The following is a 16,090-nucleotide window of genomic DNA, read 5'->3' as shown; positions in this document are numbered from 1 at the left end:
ATGACTTACTTCAGAGCAGTCTGCACAGCGTTGGGCATGATGCCTCAACACCGTCATTGCGAGGAGCGAAGCGACGAAGCAATCCAGACTTCCTTCCTGGCGCTGGATTGCTTCGCTTGCGCTCGCAATGACGGATCACTCGGAGCTCAGATCAGCGCTTACTTGATGAAGCTCGCGTCATAGAGATCCTCGATGTTCGGGACCTGCTTGATGATCCCGACCTCGAGCAGGAGCTCGGCGGCCTCCTTGTTGAAGGTCTTGAACTCGGTCTCGAAGAACTTCTGGCTGGCGGCCTTGTCCTGCCAGCGCAGATACTTCGCGGAGTTGCCGAACTGCTCGCCGCTCTGCTTCACGTCGGCGCCCATGATCTCATAGGCCTTGGCCTGGTCCTTGCCGATCAGCTCCAGCGCCTCGAAATAGCTGTCGGCGAGGGCCTTGGCGGCCTTCGGATTCTCTGACAGGAATTTCGGGGTGCAGCCGAACGTGTCCATGACCATCGGATAGTCCAGCGTGGTGGCGATGATCTTGCCCTTGTCCGGCGCGGCGCGCACCGTCGACAGATACGGCTCATAGGTCATCGCCGCATCGTTCTGGCCGGCGACGAAGGCCTGCGCGGCCGCGGCCGGCTCCAGGTTCACGATCGTGACATCCTTCACCGTGAGGCCGTTCTTCTTCAGCATCCAGGCCAGCCCGAAATAGGGCGATGTGCCAGGCGCGGAGGCCGCGACGGTCTTGCCCTTGAGATCCTTGATCGCGGCGACGTCGTTGCGCACCGCCATGCCGTCGGCGCCGTAGCTCTTGTCGAGCTGGAAGATCTGCTTGGTGGCGACGCCATTGGCGTTCCAGGAGATCCAGGTCTCGACCGTGGTCGCCGCGCACTGCACGTCACCGGCCGCGATCGCGAGATGACGATCCTTCTGCGGGATCTTCTTGATGGTGACGTCGAGACCGTTCTTCTTGAAGATGCCGGCCTCCTTCGCCAAGGTCAGCGGCGCGAAGCCGGTCCAGCCGGAAATGCCGATGCCGACCTTGACGTCATCGGCGAAAGCCGTGGTGGAGGCCAGGAGCGCGGCCGTTACTGCAAGAAGCCCGAATTTGCGCATCGTCATCGTCCTTTGCTGTTGAAAGAAATTGTCGGAGCGGTCCGCAGTCGCCTGCGATGGCCGCGTATTTCTGCAGGCGTGTTTGTCGACGCTCTTGCAAATCTCGTGCTGAGATCGGGCGCGCATGATGCTGTCATTCGCTGCCCCTGAACCGCGCCACAAGCCGGTGCTGCTCACCCGGATAGACCAACCTCACGGCCGTGAGCGGCTGCGTCTTGCGCCAGGTGTGGCGCTCGATCACGAGGCAGGGCGCGCCGAGGGCAATGTCCAGGCCATCGGCGATCGCGTCATCGGCGACGATGGCGCTGATCGCGTGCTCCGCCTCGGTCCAGGGCACGTGATGCAGCAGCCACGAGCCGGGCGGATCGACCTTGAAGTTCGCCTTGGCCGCGTCGGGCACCGCGTCGAGATCGATCAGCCGGTCCTCGATCGCAAACGGCAGATCGTCGGCGCTGTGGCGGCAGCTGATTGCGACCACCTTGCACGGCTTGGTCACGCCGAGCCGGGCGCGATCGCCGGCATTGGCGGTGCGGCGGGTGCAACTGATCAGCTCATAGCCATAGGCGCGGCCGAGCGCGCCGATCTCGGCGCGGATGTCGGGAATCTTCAGTACCGCCGAGAGGAATTGCGGCCGCCGCACGAAGCTGCCGGCGCGCCGCCTTCGCTCGATCAGGTCGGCCTGAGCGAGCTCCGACAGCGCCTTGTTCACGGTCATGCGCGAGCAGCCATAGCGCGCCATGATCTCGTGCTCGAATGGGATGCGATGGCCGGGCGGCCATTCGCCGGTCAGGATGCGGCGCTCGATATCGAGTCGGATCTGCTTGTAGAGCGTCGGTTTCGCCATGTCGGGCTTGGCGCGATTGGCCGCGAGGCTCATGCGAGCAGCCTCCGCACCGCGTCGTTGAAGCCGCGTCGCGCGGTGTCGCGCAGCCGATGCCGGCCGTTCACGACGACCTTGTCGCCGCCGGTCCAGACGCAATCGATCGCGTCGTTCGATGTCGCAAAGATCCAGCCGTCGAGCAGCGCATCGCGCGTTCGTCCCGCCAGCGAGGGGTGCGACAAATCGAGCGTGACGATGTCGGCGCGGGCGCCGACCTGTAGACCTGAGTGCGGCTGCGCCAGCGCCTGCGCGCCGCCAACCAACGCTGCATCAAACAGAGTGCGGCCGGTCGACGCGCCCGGGCCGGATGTCAGCACGTTGCGCTCGCGATGGGTCAATCGCTGACCATACTCCAGCTGCCGCAATTCGTCGGTGACCCCGACGAGGACGTTGGAGTCGGTTCCGACGCCGAAGCGTCCGCCGGCCTTGAGATAGTCGCGCGCCGGGAAGATGCCGTCGCCGAGGCTTGCTTCGGTGACCGGGCAGAGGCCCGCGACGGCGCCGTGGGCGGCGAGTGCGGCCGTCTCGTCCGGCGTCATGTGCGTCGCATGAATGAGGCACCAGCGCGCATCGACAGAGGCATGGTCGAGCAGCCATGCGACCGGGCGCTGGCCCGACCAAGCCAGGCAGTCCTCGACCTCCTTGACCTGCTCGGCAGCGTGGATATGCACCGGGCCGCCGTCTGAGAGGGGAACGAGTGCGCGCAACTCCTCCGGTGCCACCGCGCGCAGGCTGTGCGGCGCGATGCCGATATTGGCGCCGGCGAGCGTGCTGATCGCCCCGCGCGATGCCGTGAGAAGTTTTGCAAACTGATCGACATCGCAGAGGAAGCGCCGCTGCCCGTCATGCGGTGCCGCGCCGCCGAACCCACCATGGGCGTAGAAACTCGGAAGCAGCGTGAGGCCGATTCCAGAGCCAAGAGCTGCGCTCGCAATCCGGCCCGCCATCTCCGCGATGTCGGCGTAAGGTGCGCCATCGCGATCATGATGCAGGTAATGGAATTCGCCGACCCGCGTGAAGCCACGCTCCAGCATCTCGACATAGAGCAAGGTCGCGACCGCCTCGACATCGTCTGGGCTCATCGCCAGCGCGAAGCGATACATCGTCTCGCGCCAGGTCCAGAACGTATCGGTGGAATGGCCGCTGATCTCGGCGAGGCCCGCCATGCCGCGCTGGAAGGCGTGGCTGTGCAGGCTGGCGATGCCGGGCACTGCGACCTGATGCCGCTCGTCCGCGGCGCTCGGCGGGACGCCGGGCGTGACCGCCGCGATCCGCCCGTCGCTGACCGTGATCTGCACGTCATCGGCCCAGCCGGACGGCAGCAGCGCGGATGCAAGGTGCAGTGACGCCATGGTGAGGGCCCGCTGGGCTGGACTGTGGGTTGAGTTTATGTATAGACATATATCGCGTCAAGCGTCCGCGTGTTCGGGAGGGGGCGATGCCTCAGCAGTTCGATCGGATCTGGCACAATGCGTGTCTGGCCACCTTGCGCGAGGATCTCGCCGGGCTCGGTGCGATCGAGCGGGGGGTGGTCGCCGCACGGGACGGACGCATTGTCTTTGCCGGCGCGCAGTCCGAATTTCCGGCGGACGTCGATGCGCCCGATCGCATCGATTGCGAGGGACGCTGGATCACGCCGGGCCTCGTCGACTGCCACACCCACCTGGTCTATGGCGGCGACCGCGCCCAGGAGTTCGAGTTGCGCCTCGCGGGTGCGAGCTACGAGGAGATCGCGCGCGCCGGCGGCGGCATCGTCTCGACTGTCGCTGCGACACGCGCCGCGAGCGAGGACGTGCTGATCGCAAGCGCGCTGCCGCGGCTGGATACTTTGATCGCCGAGGGCGTCACCACGATCGAGATCAAGTCCGGCTATGGGCTGGAGACGGCGACCGAGCTGCGGCAATTGTCCGCAGCCCGTGCTCTCAGCCGTCAGCGTCCGGTCAGCGTGCGTACCAGTTTTCTCGGCGCGCATGCGCTGCCGCTCGAGGCCGATGGCGACAAGGATCGTTACATCGATCTCGTCTGCAATGAGATGCTGCCGGCGGTTGCGAGCTCCGGTCTGGCCGATGCAGTCGATGCGTTCACGGAAAACATCGCCTTCTCGGCCGCGCAGACCGCACGCGTGTTTGTTGCGGCGAGAGCGCTCGGCCTGCCGGTCAAGCTGCATGCCGATCAGCTCTCCAATCTCGGCGGCGCCGCGCTGGCGGCCGAGTTCGGCGCGCTCTCGGCCGATCATCTCGAGCATACCGACGAGGCCGGCGCTGCGGCGATGGCGCGGGCCGGCACGGTCGCGGTGCTGTTGCCCGGCGCGTACTACTTCATCCGCGAGACGCAGAAGCCGCCGGTCGAGCTGTTTCGCAGGCATAGCGTGAAGCTCGCGCTCGCGACCGACTGCAATCCCGGCTCGTCGCCGCTGACCTCGCTGCTGCTGACCATGAACATGGCCGCGACCTTGTTCCGGATGACTGTCGACGAATGTCTCGCTGCGGTGACGCGCGAAGGCGCCCGTGCGCTCGGCCTGCTGGCTGAGACCGGCACGCTCGAAGCCGGCAAATGGTGCGATCTCGCGATCTGGGACATCGGCCGTCCCGCGGAGCTGGTCTACCGCATGGGCTTCAATCCCTTGCATCAGCGCGTCTGGAGGGGCCAATGAGCGCGATAACAGCGGCGCCCGGCCGCGTCAGTCTCGACGACCTCGCGCAGGTCTACAATGGTGCGGCGCTCGCGCTTGATCCCGCTTACTGGCCCCGTGTGGAGGCCGCTGCCGCCATCGTGGCCAAGGCTGCGCAGGGCGCCGATCCCGTCTATGGCATCAACACCGGCTTCGGCAAGCTCGCGTCGAAGCGCATCCCGCCGGATCAGACCGCACAGCTCCAGCGCAATTTGATCGTCTCGCATTGCTGCGGCGTCGGTCCGGCGACGCCGGAGCCGATCGTGCGGCTGATGATGGCGCTCAAGATCATCTCGCTCGGCCGCGGCGCCTCCGGCGTGCGGCGTGACATCATCGATCAGTTGCAGGCGATGCTGGCGCACGACGTGTGCCCGTTCGTACCGCAGCAGGGTTCGGTCGGCGCCTCCGGCGATCTCGCGCCGCTCGCGCATATGACAGCTGTGATGATCGGCGAGGGCCAGGCCTTCCTCGACGGCCGGCTCGTCCCCGGGCGCGACGCGCTGGCGCGTGCGGGGCTCGCGCCGGTGACGCTCGGACCCAAGGAGGGGCTCGCGCTCATCAACGGCACGCAGTTCTCGACCGCTTACGCGCTCGCTGGCCTGCTCCGTGCGCAGGATCTCCTTAACGCCGCGCTGGTCACCGGTGCGCTGTCGGTCGATGCTGCGATGGCCTCGACCGCGCCGTTCCGCCCCGAGATCCAGGCGCTGCGCGGCCATCCCGGCCAGATCGCGGCCGGCCGCGTCCTGACCGAGCTGCTCGACGGCAGCGCCATTCGCTTGTCGCATCTCGAAGGCGACGAGCGCGTGCAGGATCCATATTGCCTGCGCTGCCAGCCGCAGGTCGCCGGCGCCGCGCTCGATCTGCTGACGCAGGCGGCGCGTACGCTGGTGACCGAGGCCAATGCGGTCACCGACAATCCGCTGGTGCTGGTCGAGACCGGCGAGATCATCTCCGGCGGCAATTTCCACGCCGAGCCGGTGGCGTTCGCTGCCGACCAGATCGCGCTGGCGCTGTCTGAGCTAGGCGCGATCAGCGAACGGCGGATCGCGACGCTGGTCGACCCTGCGCTGAACTTCGGCCTGCCGCCGTTCCTCACACCGGAGCCGGGCTTGAACTCCGGCTTCATGATTGCCGAGGTGACGGCGGCTGCGCTGTTCGCCGAGAACAAGCAGCGCGCGCTGCCGTGCTCGATCGACTCGACGCCGACCAGCGCCAACCAGGAAGATCATGTCTCCATGGCGGCGCATGCGGCGCGGCGGCTACACGACATGGCCGACAACCTCGCGCACATCATCGGCATCGAGCTGCTGGTCGCCGCACAAGGCATCGAGCTGCGTGCGCCGCACGGCACCAGCGCCGCGCTCTCGGCCGTGATCGGCGCCCTGCGCGCGCATGTGCCGGCCCTGGGGAACGACCGCTACATGGCCGATGACCTGGGGAAGGCGGCCGCGCTGGTGGCGGGCGGTGTGTTGGCCAAAGCTGCGGCCGGCGCACTCGGACGCGAGACATTTCCCAAGCTTGGATGAAAGGGACCAATCGTCATGAACCGACGCCTGGACAATGAGCGGGTGATCCGCGCGCCTGTTGGAAGCGACATCAGCGCCAAGAGCTGGCTCACCGAAGCGCCGCTGCGGATGCTGATGAACAATCTCGATCCTGATGTGGCGGAGAAGCCGAGCGAGCTGATCGTCTATGGCGGCATCGGCCGCGCCGCACGCGACTGGGACAGTTTTGATCGCATCGTCGCCTCTTTGCGCAAGCTGGAGGCGGACCAGACCCTGGTGGTGCAGTCGGGCAAGCCGGTCGGCATCTTCCGCACCCATCCTGATGCGCCGCGCGTGCTGATCGCCAACTCCAACATCGTGCCGCATTGGGCGACGCTCGATCACTTCAATGCGCTCGATAAAATGGGCCTGATGATGTACGGCCAGATGACGGCCGGCTCCTGGATCTATATCGGCAGCCAGGGCATCGTGCAGGGCACCTACGAGACCTTCGTCGAGATCGGCCGTCGTCACTACAATGGCGATCTCTCTGGCAAGTGGATCCTGACCGCCGGCCTCGGCGGCATGGGCGGTGCGCAGCCGCTGGCGGCGACGATGGCCGGCGCCTCGATGCTTGCGGTCGAATGCCAGCCGAGCCGCATCGAGATGCGGCTGCGCACCGGCTATCTCGATCGCCAGGCGGCCACGCTTGACGAGGCGCTGGCGCTGATGGCCGAGGCTGCCGTGACGAAGAAGGCGGTGTCGGTCGGCCTGCTCGGCAATGCGGCCGAGGTCTTCCCGGAACTCGTGCGCCGCGGTGTGCGCCCGGACATCGTCACCGATCAGACCAGCGCGCACGATCCGATCAACGGCTATCTGCCGAAGGGCTGGACGCTGGCTGAGTGGGAAGCCGGGCGCACGTCGGAGCCGAAAGCAGTCGAGCAGGCCGCGAAGAGCTCGATGGTCGGCCATGTCCAGGCAATGCTCGACTTCCACGCCATGGGCATCCCGACGCTCGACTACGGCAACAATATCCGCCAGATGGCGAAGGACATGGGCCTCGCCAACGCTTTCGATTTTCCAGGCTTCGTGCCGGCGTATATCCGTCCCTTGTTCTGTCGCGGCATCGGCCCGTTCCGTTGGGCTGCGCTGTCGGGCGATCCGCAGGACATCTACAAGACAGACGCCAAGGTGAAGGAGCTGCTGCCGGACAACAAGCACCTGCACAACTGGCTCGACATGGCGCGGCAGCGCATCAAGTTCCAGGGCCTGCCGGCGCGGATCTGCTGGGTCGGGCTCGGCGATCGCCATCGCCTCGGGCTCGCCTTCAACGAGATGGTGGCGCGCGGCGAATTGAAGGCGCCGATCGTGATCGGGCGCGATCATCTGGATTCCGGCTCGGTGGCGAGCCCCAATCGCGAGACCGAGGCAATGAAGGACGGCTCCGACGCGGTGTCGGACTGGCCGCTGCTGAACGCACTTCTGAACTGCGCGAGCGGCGCGACCTGGGTGTCGCTGCATCATGGCGGCGGCGTCGGTATCGGCTATTCGCAGCATGCCGGCATGGTGATCGTCGCCGACGGTACGCCGGATGCGGCGCGGCGGCTGGAGCGCGTGTTGTGGAACGATCCGGCCACCGGCGTGATGCGCCATGCCGACGCCGGATACGAGGACGCGATCGCCTGCGCCGAGGCCAGCGGCCTCGATCTGCCGAGCCTGGCACGCTGAGGGCGTCCATTCCTGATGGGTTGAAGAGCTGCCCCTGATTGTGGTCTCATGCTGACAACGCGACGGGAACTCGTCGCGGCGCAGGGGAAGCTCATGGGGATAGCATTTCCGTTCTCGGCCATCGTCGGCCAGGACGAGATGAAGCTGGCGCTGATGATCGCGGCCGTCGATCCGAAGGTCGGCGGCGTGCTGGCGTTCGGCGATCGCGGCGCCGGCAAGTCCACCGCGGTGCGCGCGCTTGCTGCGCTGCTGCCGCCGATGAGCGCCGTGGTCGGCTGTCCCTATCAATGCGATCCGGCCGATGCCGCCGCGCAATGCGCTGCGTGCCGCGCACGCTCCAAGCCCGGCGGCAAGGCGAAGAAGCCGGCCGCGCTGAAGGCGCATCAGGTGCCGGTGCCGGTCATCGACCTGCCGCTCGGCGCCACCGAGGACCGCGTCGTCGGCGCGCTCGATCTCGAGCGCGCGCTGGCCCATGGCGAGAAGTCGTTCGAGCCGGGTCTGCTGGCGCGCGCCAATCGCGGCTTTCTCTATATCGACGAGGTCAATCTGCTGGAGGATCATCTCGTCGACCTGCTGCTCGATGTCGCCGCCTCCGGCGAGAACGTCGTCGAGCGCGACGGACTGAGCATCCGTCATCCCGCGCGCATCGTGCTGGTGGGCACCGGCAATCCGGAGGAGGGCGAATTGCGGCCGCAGCTGCTCGATCGCTTCGGTCTCTCGGTCGAGGTCAAGACGCCCGGTGATCTGCCGACGCGCATCGAGGTCATCAAGCGACGCGACGCCTTCGAGACCGACCAGGCCGCTTTCGTTGCGCATTGGGACAAGGAGGAGGCCAAGCACCGCAAGCGCATCCTGGCCGCGCGCGAGCATATCGGTTCGGTCAAGGTCGCCGATCGCGAACTGGAGAAGACGGCGCGGCTGTGCATGGCGCTCGGCACCGACGGCCTGCGCGGCGAGTTGACCTTGATGCGGGCCGCGCGCGCTGCGGCGGCGCTCGATGGGGCCAAGGCGGTCGATGACAGCCATCTGAAGACCGTGGCGCCGATGGCGCTGCAGCATCGGCTGCGGCGCAATCCGCTCGACGATTCCGGCTCGTCGGTGCGGGTCGAGCGCGCGCTCAACGAGCTGTTCGCATCGTGAGCGACGGAGCCACGATCTGGGCAGATTCGATGATCGCGGCCGCGCTGGCTGCGATTGATCCCGTCGTGGCGTCGGTGCTGCTGCGCGCGGGCGCTGGGCCGGTGCGCGAGCATTGGCTCGACCTCGTGCGCGAGCTGATGCCGGCCTCCACTGTCATTCGCAAGCTGCCTCCGTCGATCTCCGATGACCGCCTGCTCGGCGGCCTCGATCTCGCCGCGACCCTGCAGTCGGGATGTCCGGTCCTGCAGCATGGGCTGCTCGCCGAGGCCGATGGTGGTGTGCTGATCGCGGTGATGGCCGAGCGCATCGCGCCGTCGACGATCGCGCATCTCACAGCCGCGCTCGACACCGGCACGGTCAGCATCGAGCGCGATGGCATGTCGCTGCGCGTGCCGTCGCGGTTCGGCCTGATTGCGCTCGATGAGGGCATCGGTGATGAACGCGTGTCGCCCGCGCTCGCCGATCGCCTGGCCTGCCATCTCGATCTCGGCACGGTCGCGCGCGCCGATCTCGGCGAGAGCCTGTTCAAATCGTCCGACATCGCTGCGGCGCGTGCGCTGCTGCCGCAGATTCGTCTGTCCGACGATGCGATTGCGGCGTTGACGACGACGGCCTGCGCGCTCGGCATCGATTCGCTGCGCGCGCCATTGCTCGCTTGTCGCGTCGCGCGCATCGCTGCGGCGCTGGATGGCGAGACTGATGTCGCCGAGCCGCACATCGCCTGCGCCGCGCGGCTGGTGTTGGCGCCGCGCGCAACCAGGCTGCCGGCCATGGAGGATGACAACGAGAGCAACGAGGCGCCGGAGTCGCAGAACGAGTCGGCCGAGAGCGAGCAGGACGATCGCAGCAACGACGGTCCGCTGGAGGATCGCGTGCTCGACGCGGCGCAGGCTGCCATTCCGGCTGATCTGCTGAAGCGTCTGCAGGACGAGCGTGCGATGCGCATGCGATCGAGCAGTGCCAGCAAGCAGGGCACCGCGCAGAAGGCGCCGAAGCGCGGCCGCCCCATTGGTTCGCGGCGCGGCGAGTGGCGGGCCGGCGCGCGGCTCAACGTGCTCGAGACCTTGCGTGCGGCGGCGCCGTGGCAGCCGCTGCGCCGGCGGACGCAACGCTCCGACAAGAGCGGCCGGCTGATCGTCCACAAGGACGACATCCGTATCACCCGCTTCAAGCAGCGCTCGGGCACCACGACGATCTTCGTCGTCGATGCCTCCGGCTCGTCGGCGCTGCAGCGGCTCGCGGAGGTCAAGGGCGCCGTCGAGCTGCTGCTCGCCGAATGCTACATCCGCCGCGACGAGGTGGCGCTGATCGCGTTTCGCGGCAAGAGTGCGGAGCTGCTGCTGCCGCCGACGCGATCCTTGACGCGGGCCAAGCGCAGCCTCGCGGCACTGCCGGGCGGCGGCGGCACACCGCTGTCGGCGGCGATCTTCGCCGCGACCGAGCTCGCGCTCGCCGTGAAGGCCAAGGGCCAGGCGCCGACCATCGTGCTGATGACCGACGGCCGCGCCAATGTCGCGCGTGACGGCGTCGGCGGCCGCGGCGAGGCCGAGGCGGAAGCGCTCGTCGCCGCAAGGCAACTCGCGCTCACCGGCATTCCCGTGGTGCTGGTCGATTCCTCGCCACGGCCGCAGGACAAGGCCGCGCAGCTCGCCGGTGCGATGCAGGCGCGTTACGTCGCGCTGCCTCATGCCGATGCCGCACGGTTGTCGCAGGCCGTCATGGCGCAAGCCGGCCGCGGCTGACAGCGCTGGAACCCCTGGCGTCAGGCGGCGTTCCCAACGGCGACTGACAAGCTGTCCGGTCATCGCTATGCTCGGGCACGGCAGCAAATGATCGCGCCGTTCGACATGAAGCCGTCACACAGGAGCACGTCATGCAGGTCGCCTCGACCACACAGAGTGATCATGCAGCGGCCCCGCGCGCCGTGACGATGCCGCCGCCGCTCGCCGCGCCGCGTTTCGAGCTCGCTGATTCGCGCTGCGGCCGCATCACTTGCTACGGCGACGGACCCACCGCGCCGACCGAGCAGCGGCCACTGCTCTTGATCCACAGCGTCAATGCCGCGGCGACGGCCTACGAGATGAAGCCGCTGTTCGAGCACTACCGCCACACGCGTCAGGTCTATGCGTTCGACCTGCCGGGCTTCGGCCTGTCGGACCGCGCCGACCGCATCTACACGCCGCGCATCATGACCGACGCGATCCTGCTGGCGGCGAAAGAAATTCGCCGCCGTCACGGCGATACGCCGATCGATGCCATCGCGCTGTCGCTGAGCTGCGAGTTCGCCGCACGCGCCGGCACCGAGGCGGCCAACCTGTTTCGAACGCTCGGGCTGATCAGCCCGACGGGCCTCGATCGCCGCGCGGAAGCGGCGGCCAAGAAGGGCGGCGACAAGGATGCGACCCGCGCCATGCCGTGGCTGCGCAACATCTTCACCGTGCCGCTGTGGAAACAGCGCTTCTTCTCGCTGCTGACGTCGCGGGCCAGCATCCGCTTCTTCCTGCGCAAGACCTTCGGTCGGAAGGACATCGACGAGGGGCTGCTGGAGTACGACTACATCACCACCCACCAGCCCGGTGCGGAGAACGCGCCGTACTCCTTCGTGTCCGGATACATGTTCAGCGTCCATGCGCTGAAGCTCTATCAGGCGCTGTCGATGCCGGTGTGGATGGTGCATGGCGTGCGCGGTGATTTCGTCGATTACCAGGGCAAGCATGCCGTGGAGGGGCTGCCGAACTGGCAGATCGAGGTGTTGCAGACCGGCGCGCTGCCGCAGTTCGAACAGCTTGATAAAGTCGTAGCCAGCTACGATGATTTCCAGACGCGCGCGGCCGGCGCGTGAGCCGCAACGCCGCTGGGCTGAGCGCAATCCGGATTGATCGTCGGCATGAACGACAAGCTGAACTGGAGCGTCAACGGCAGGGACTGGCCTCATCGCGCGGCCAGCCGCTTCATCGAGGCCGCCGGCCTGCGCTGGCATGTGCAGATCATGGGCGAGGGGCCGGTCGCGCTGCTCGCGCACGGCACCGGTGCTGCGACCCATTCCTGGCGCGACCTCGCGCCGCTGCTCGCCAAGCGTTTCACCGTGGTGGCCCCCGATCTCTCGGGGCACGGCTTCACCGCGACGCCGCGCTGGCAGCGGCTGTCGCTCGACGGTATGGCGCGCGACCTCGCGGGCCTGTGCGAGCGGCTTGCGATCAAGCCCGACATCGCGATCGGTCACTCGGCGGGCGCGGCGATCCTCACCCGGATGACGCTGGACGGCCTGATCGCGCCGAAGCTGATCGTCAGCCTCAACGGCGCCTATCTGCCGTTCGGCGGCATGGCCGCGCAATTCCTGTCGCCGCTTGCCAAGATGATGGCGCTCAACCCGCTGGTGCCGCGCTTGTTCGCCTGGCGGGGCCGCGACCCGGCCGCGGTGCATCGGCTGTTGAAGGGCACCGGCTCGACCATTGATGCCAACGGCGAGCGGCTCTACCTGCGGCTGGTCGGCAGTCCCGGCCATGTCGCCGCCGCGCTGGAGATGATGGCGAACTGGGACCTGCATCCCCTGCTGCGCGACCTGCCGCGGCTGAACACCGCGCTGCTGCTGATCGCGGCCACCCACGACCGCGCCATCCCGCCTGACGTGGCGTATCGGGTGCGCCAATTGGTGCCGCAGGCGCAGCTCGAACTCATTGATGGCCTTGGTCATTTGGCCCATGAGGAACAGCCGGCCCGGATCGCCGGCCTGATCGTCCAAGCCGCCGAGCGGGCCGGCGTGCTCGCAGTGCAGCAGAAAATGTCTAGTTAAGTTGACGTTTTTGACTGGCGAAAGCGTCAATTTCAATTTACGCTTTCGGTTATGCTCGACGTCTCCAACATCAAGGCCGCTGTTCCGGCTGCGCTCGGAGACCGGCCGCATGCGGTCGTGATCGGCTCCGGCTTCGGTGGCCTGGCCGCGGCGGTCCGGCTCGGTGCGCGCGGCTATCGCGTCACCGTCTACGAGCAGCTCGATGCGCCCGGCGGCCGCGCCTACGTGAATCGCCAGGACGGCTTCACCTTTGATGCCGGCCCGACCATCGTCACCGCGCCGTTCCTGTTCGAGGAGCTGTGGCAGCTGTGCGGGCGGAAGATGTCCGACGACGTCACGCTCAAGCCGATCTCGCCTTTCTATCGCATCCGGTTCGACGACGGCACGGTGTTCGATTGCTCGGGCGACGCGGCGGCGATGCGCGCCGAGGTGGCCCGGATCGCACCCGGCGACGTCGACGGTTACGAGCGCTTCATGAAGGCGAGCGAGGCGATCTTCAAGATCGGCTTCGAGGAGCTTGGCGACGTGCCGTTCCTGTCGTTCATGGACATGGCGAAGATCGCGCCCGCGATGATCAAGCTGCAGAGCTTTCGCTCGGTCTACGGCCTCGTCTCGCACTATGTCCGGGACGAGCGGCTGCGCGTCATCCTCAGCTTCCATCCGCTGCTGATCGGCGGCAATCCGTTCACGACGACGTCGATCTACTGCCTGATCGCCTATCTCGAGCGGCGCTGGGGCGTGCACTTTGCGATGGGCGGCACCGGCGCGCTCGTCGAGGGACTCGTCGGCCTGATCGAGGGGCAGGGCGGTGCGGTGCGTTGCTCGACCCCGGTCACCGAGATCACGACCAAGAATGGCGTCGCCACCGGCGTGCGGCTCGCGTCCGGGGAGACGATCGCGGCCGATGTCGTCGTGTCCAATGGCTGCGCGGCCTGGACCTACAAGCATCTGCTGCCGAGCGTGTCGCGGCGGCGCTGGACCGATGCGCGCATCGACCGCGCGCGCTATTCGATGAGCCTGTTCGTCTGGTATTTCGGCACGAAGCGCCGCTACGACGACGTCGCGCATCACACCATCCTGCTCGGCCCGCGCTATCGCGGCCTGCTCGACGACATCTTCCGCCGCAAGGTGCTGGCGGATGATTTCAGCCTCTATCTGCACCGGCCGACCGCGACCGATCCGTCGCTGGCGCCCGATGGCTGCGATGCCTTCTACGTGCTGTCGCCGGTGCCGCATCAGGAGAGCGGCATCGACTGGGCGGCCACGGCCGAGCCGTTCCGCAAGCGGATCGAGACCGCGCTGAGCGAGACGCTGCTGCCGGACCTTGCCGGCCAGCTCGTCACATCGCGGCTGCTGACGCCGGATGATTTCGAGCATCGCCTGTTGTCCTATCGCGGCGCCGCCTTCGGGCTCGAGCCGGTGCTGATGCAGAGCGCCTGGTTCCGGCCGCACAACAAGAGTGAAGAGGTCGAGCGGCTCTATCTGGTCGGCGCGGGCACGCATCCCGGCGCCGGCCTGCCGGGCGTGCTGTCCTCGGCGCGCGTGCTCGACGATCTCGTGCCCGCGCCGCATGAGCTGGAGCGCCGATGAGCTGGCAAACGGACATTGCGATCTGTCGGCGGATGTTGCGGGGCGGATCGAAGACGTTCTTTGCCGCCTCGAAAGTGTTGCCCCGTGCGGTCGGCGATCCCGCCGTCGCGCTCTACGCGTTCTGCCGCGAGGCCGATGATGCGATCGACGGGCCCGGCCGCCGCGTCGACGCCGTCGAGGTGCTGCACGAGCGGCTCGACCGGATCTATCATGGCTCGCCGGACAACAGTCCCGTCGATCGCGCGCTGGCCGGCATCGTGGCGCATTTCGCGATCCCACGCGCGCTGCCGGAGGCGCTGCTCGAAGGTCTCGCCTGGGATGCCCAGGGCCGTCGCTACGAGACATTGAGCGACGTGCTCGCCTATGCCGTGCGCGTCGCCGGCACCGTCGGCGTGATGATGTCGCTGCTGATGCACCGGCGTGACACCGAGACGGTCGGACGCGCCTGCGACCTCGGCATCGCGATGCAGCTCACCAACATCGCCCGCGACGTCGGCGAGGATGCGCGCGCCGGCCGGCTCTATCTGCCGCGGCAATGGCTGCGCGAGGCCGGGCTCGACGTCGAGACCTGGCGCGCCGCGCCGTTCTTCGACGATCGGATCGGGCGGGTCACCGCGCGGCTGCTCGCGGTCGCCGACGTGTTCTATGCGCGTGCCGCGGCCGGGATCGCCGATCTGCCATGGAGCTGCCGGCCCGGCATCCACGCCGCGCGGCTGATCTATGCTGAGATCGGCCGCGAGGTCGCGCGCGCCGAGTTCGATTCGCTGTCGCAGCGCGCGTTCGTCTCGATGTCGCGCAAGCTGCAGCTGCTCGGCAAGGCGGCGGTGGTGTCGCTCGTCCAGGAGCAGCCCTCGCTGGCGCCGTTGCGGTCGGAGGCGCGTATCCTGATCGATGCCGTCGTCGCGGCGGATGCGCAGCGCCCGCACGCGATCGCGCCACCGCGCCGGACCGCCCACGACCGCGCGCTGTGGGTGATCGACCTGTTCGAGCGGCTGGAACGGCGCGATCAATTGTCGCGCCTGGGGCGGATGTCGTGACGAGGCAAGGTCGTGCGCCATCACGGGTGAAACAGCTACGCGCGACGGCATGAGAGCCGCGTCGCGGCTGCGATGTCCCGGTTCCGAAGTCTTGACCGCAACATCATGGACGAAACGCCATGAGTGACACGCCATGAGCGAGATGGGCGGCCTGCTCGAATTCGTCATCGTCGCGCTGTGCGTCGCCGGCTGGCTGGTGCTGGAATGGCAAGGCCGCCGCCTCGACCGCCAGCGCGCCGAGCGCGAGGCCAGGGAGCGCGAGGCTGAGAAGCCGTAGGGCGGGCAAAGGCGCGCGGCGACGCTGCTTCCGCGTGTGAAGAAAGGCGTGCGCGCCGTGCCCACCGTCGCACGCGCGATGCAGAGTGGTGGGCACGGCGCGTACGCGGCGTATCGCCGCGTACGCGCCTTTGCCCACCCTACGGCAGCATGCTTCGGAGTTGTCGATCTTATCGCAACGCCTGAACAATGCCGCTGTCGTCCCGGCCTTCCGGGACGACAGCGGTGGGAGAGGCGGATTCACGATTCAAACAACGATCGACATGGCTTTGCGTTCTCGCAGCAGATGTTGCCCGAGGTCTGTGATCAGTCTGTCCCTCGCAAACAGTGCAGAGGGCGCAGGGAATGCCGGGTGAAGGCCTCACCCATGGCCCGCCTGCTCAAAAAA

13 protein-coding genes are annotated in these 16,090 nt (G+C 67.6%); 10 read left to right on the top strand and 3 right to left on the bottom strand.

What is annotated here, in order from left to right; all coding sequences use genetic code 11:
• Positions 1-158: 158 nt before the first annotated feature.
• The 3 genes from LQG66_RS16060 to LQG66_RS16050 form a co-directional block, all read right to left on the bottom strand.
• Positions 159-1,103 (bottom strand): ABC transporter substrate-binding protein, encoded by a 945-nt coding sequence (locus LQG66_RS16060; protein WP_231327809.1) that lies wholly within the window; start codon positions 1,101-1,103, stop codon positions 159-161.
• A gap of 133 nt (positions 1,104-1,236) precedes the next feature.
• Positions 1,237-1,980 (bottom strand): histidine utilization transcriptional repressor HutC, encoded by a 744-nt coding sequence (hutC, locus tag LQG66_RS16055; protein WP_231327174.1) that lies wholly within the window; start codon positions 1,978-1,980, stop codon positions 1,237-1,239.
• The gene (locus tag LQG66_RS16050; protein ID WP_231327173.1) at positions 1,977-3,335 is read right to left on the bottom strand and encodes a formimidoylglutamate deiminase; all 1,359 of its coding nucleotides are present in this window, start codon (positions 3,333-3,335) and stop codon (positions 1,977-1,979) included. The genes hutC and LQG66_RS16050 overlap by 4 nt, the downstream gene beginning before the upstream one ends.
• 86 nt (positions 3,336-3,421) lie before the next feature.
• On the opposite strand from LQG66_RS16050, the gene hutI reads away from it, so the two are divergent.
• The 10 genes from hutI (at position 3,422) to LQG66_RS16000 (ending at position 15,703) form a co-directional block, all read left to right on the top strand.
• Complete coding sequence (hutI, locus tag LQG66_RS16045; protein ID WP_231327172.1) at positions 3,422-4,636, top strand: imidazolonepropionase; 1,215 nt, start codon at positions 3,422-3,424, stop codon at positions 4,634-4,636.
• On the top strand, positions 4,633-6,180 hold the full coding sequence (hutH, locus tag LQG66_RS16040; protein ID WP_231327171.1) for a histidine ammonia-lyase: 1,548 nt from the start codon (positions 4,633-4,635) through the stop codon (positions 6,178-6,180). The genes hutI and hutH overlap by 4 nt, the downstream gene beginning before the upstream one ends.
• Positions 6,181-6,195: 15 nt before the next feature.
• Complete coding sequence (gene hutU, locus LQG66_RS16035; protein ID WP_231327170.1) at positions 6,196-7,866, top strand: urocanate hydratase; 1,671 nt, start codon at positions 6,196-6,198, stop codon at positions 7,864-7,866.
• 93 nt (positions 7,867-7,959) lie between these two features.
• Positions 7,960-9,006 (top strand): magnesium chelatase ATPase subunit I, encoded by a 1,047-nt coding sequence (gene bchI / locus LQG66_RS16030; RefSeq protein ID WP_231327169.1) that lies wholly within the window; start codon positions 7,960-7,962, stop codon positions 9,004-9,006.
• Entirely contained in the window at positions 9,003-10,748 is a 1,746-nt protein-coding gene (locus tag LQG66_RS16025; RefSeq protein ID WP_231327168.1) for a magnesium chelatase subunit D, read from the top strand. Before bchI ends, LQG66_RS16025 begins: the two co-directional genes overlap by 4 nt.
• A 131-nt stretch (positions 10,749-10,879) precedes the next feature.
• Positions 10,880-11,848: an alpha/beta fold hydrolase gene (locus LQG66_RS16020; RefSeq protein WP_231327167.1), complete on the top strand. Its 969-nt coding sequence runs from the start codon at positions 10,880-10,882 to the stop codon at positions 11,846-11,848.
• A gap of 45 nt (positions 11,849-11,893) precedes the next feature.
• Positions 11,894-12,799: an alpha/beta fold hydrolase BchO gene (gene bchO, locus LQG66_RS16015; protein WP_231327166.1), complete on the top strand. Its 906-nt coding sequence runs from the start codon at positions 11,894-11,896 to the stop codon at positions 12,797-12,799.
• Positions 12,800-12,850: 51 nt separating this feature from the next.
• Entirely contained in the window at positions 12,851-14,389 is a 1,539-nt protein-coding gene (locus tag LQG66_RS16010; protein WP_231327165.1) for a phytoene desaturase, read from the top strand.
• Positions 14,386-15,426 carry a phytoene/squalene synthase family protein gene (locus LQG66_RS16005; RefSeq protein WP_231327164.1) on the top strand — a complete coding sequence of 347 codons (1,041 nt, stop codon included), beginning with the start codon at positions 14,386-14,388 and terminating at the stop codon, positions 15,424-15,426. Before LQG66_RS16010 ends, LQG66_RS16005 begins: the two co-directional genes overlap by 4 nt.
• A gap of 133 nt (positions 15,427-15,559) precedes the next feature.
• Entirely contained in the window at positions 15,560-15,703 is a 144-nt protein-coding gene (locus tag LQG66_RS16000) for a hypothetical protein (protein WP_231327163.1), read from the top strand.
• Positions 15,704-16,090 lie beyond the last annotated feature (387 nt).

The sequence above is a fragment of the Bradyrhizobium ontarionense genome, from assembly GCF_021088345.1.
Lineage (GTDB): Bacteria > Pseudomonadota > Alphaproteobacteria > Rhizobiales > Xanthobacteraceae > Bradyrhizobium > Bradyrhizobium ontarionense.
This window is presented reverse-complemented; position numbering and strand designations above follow the sequence as displayed.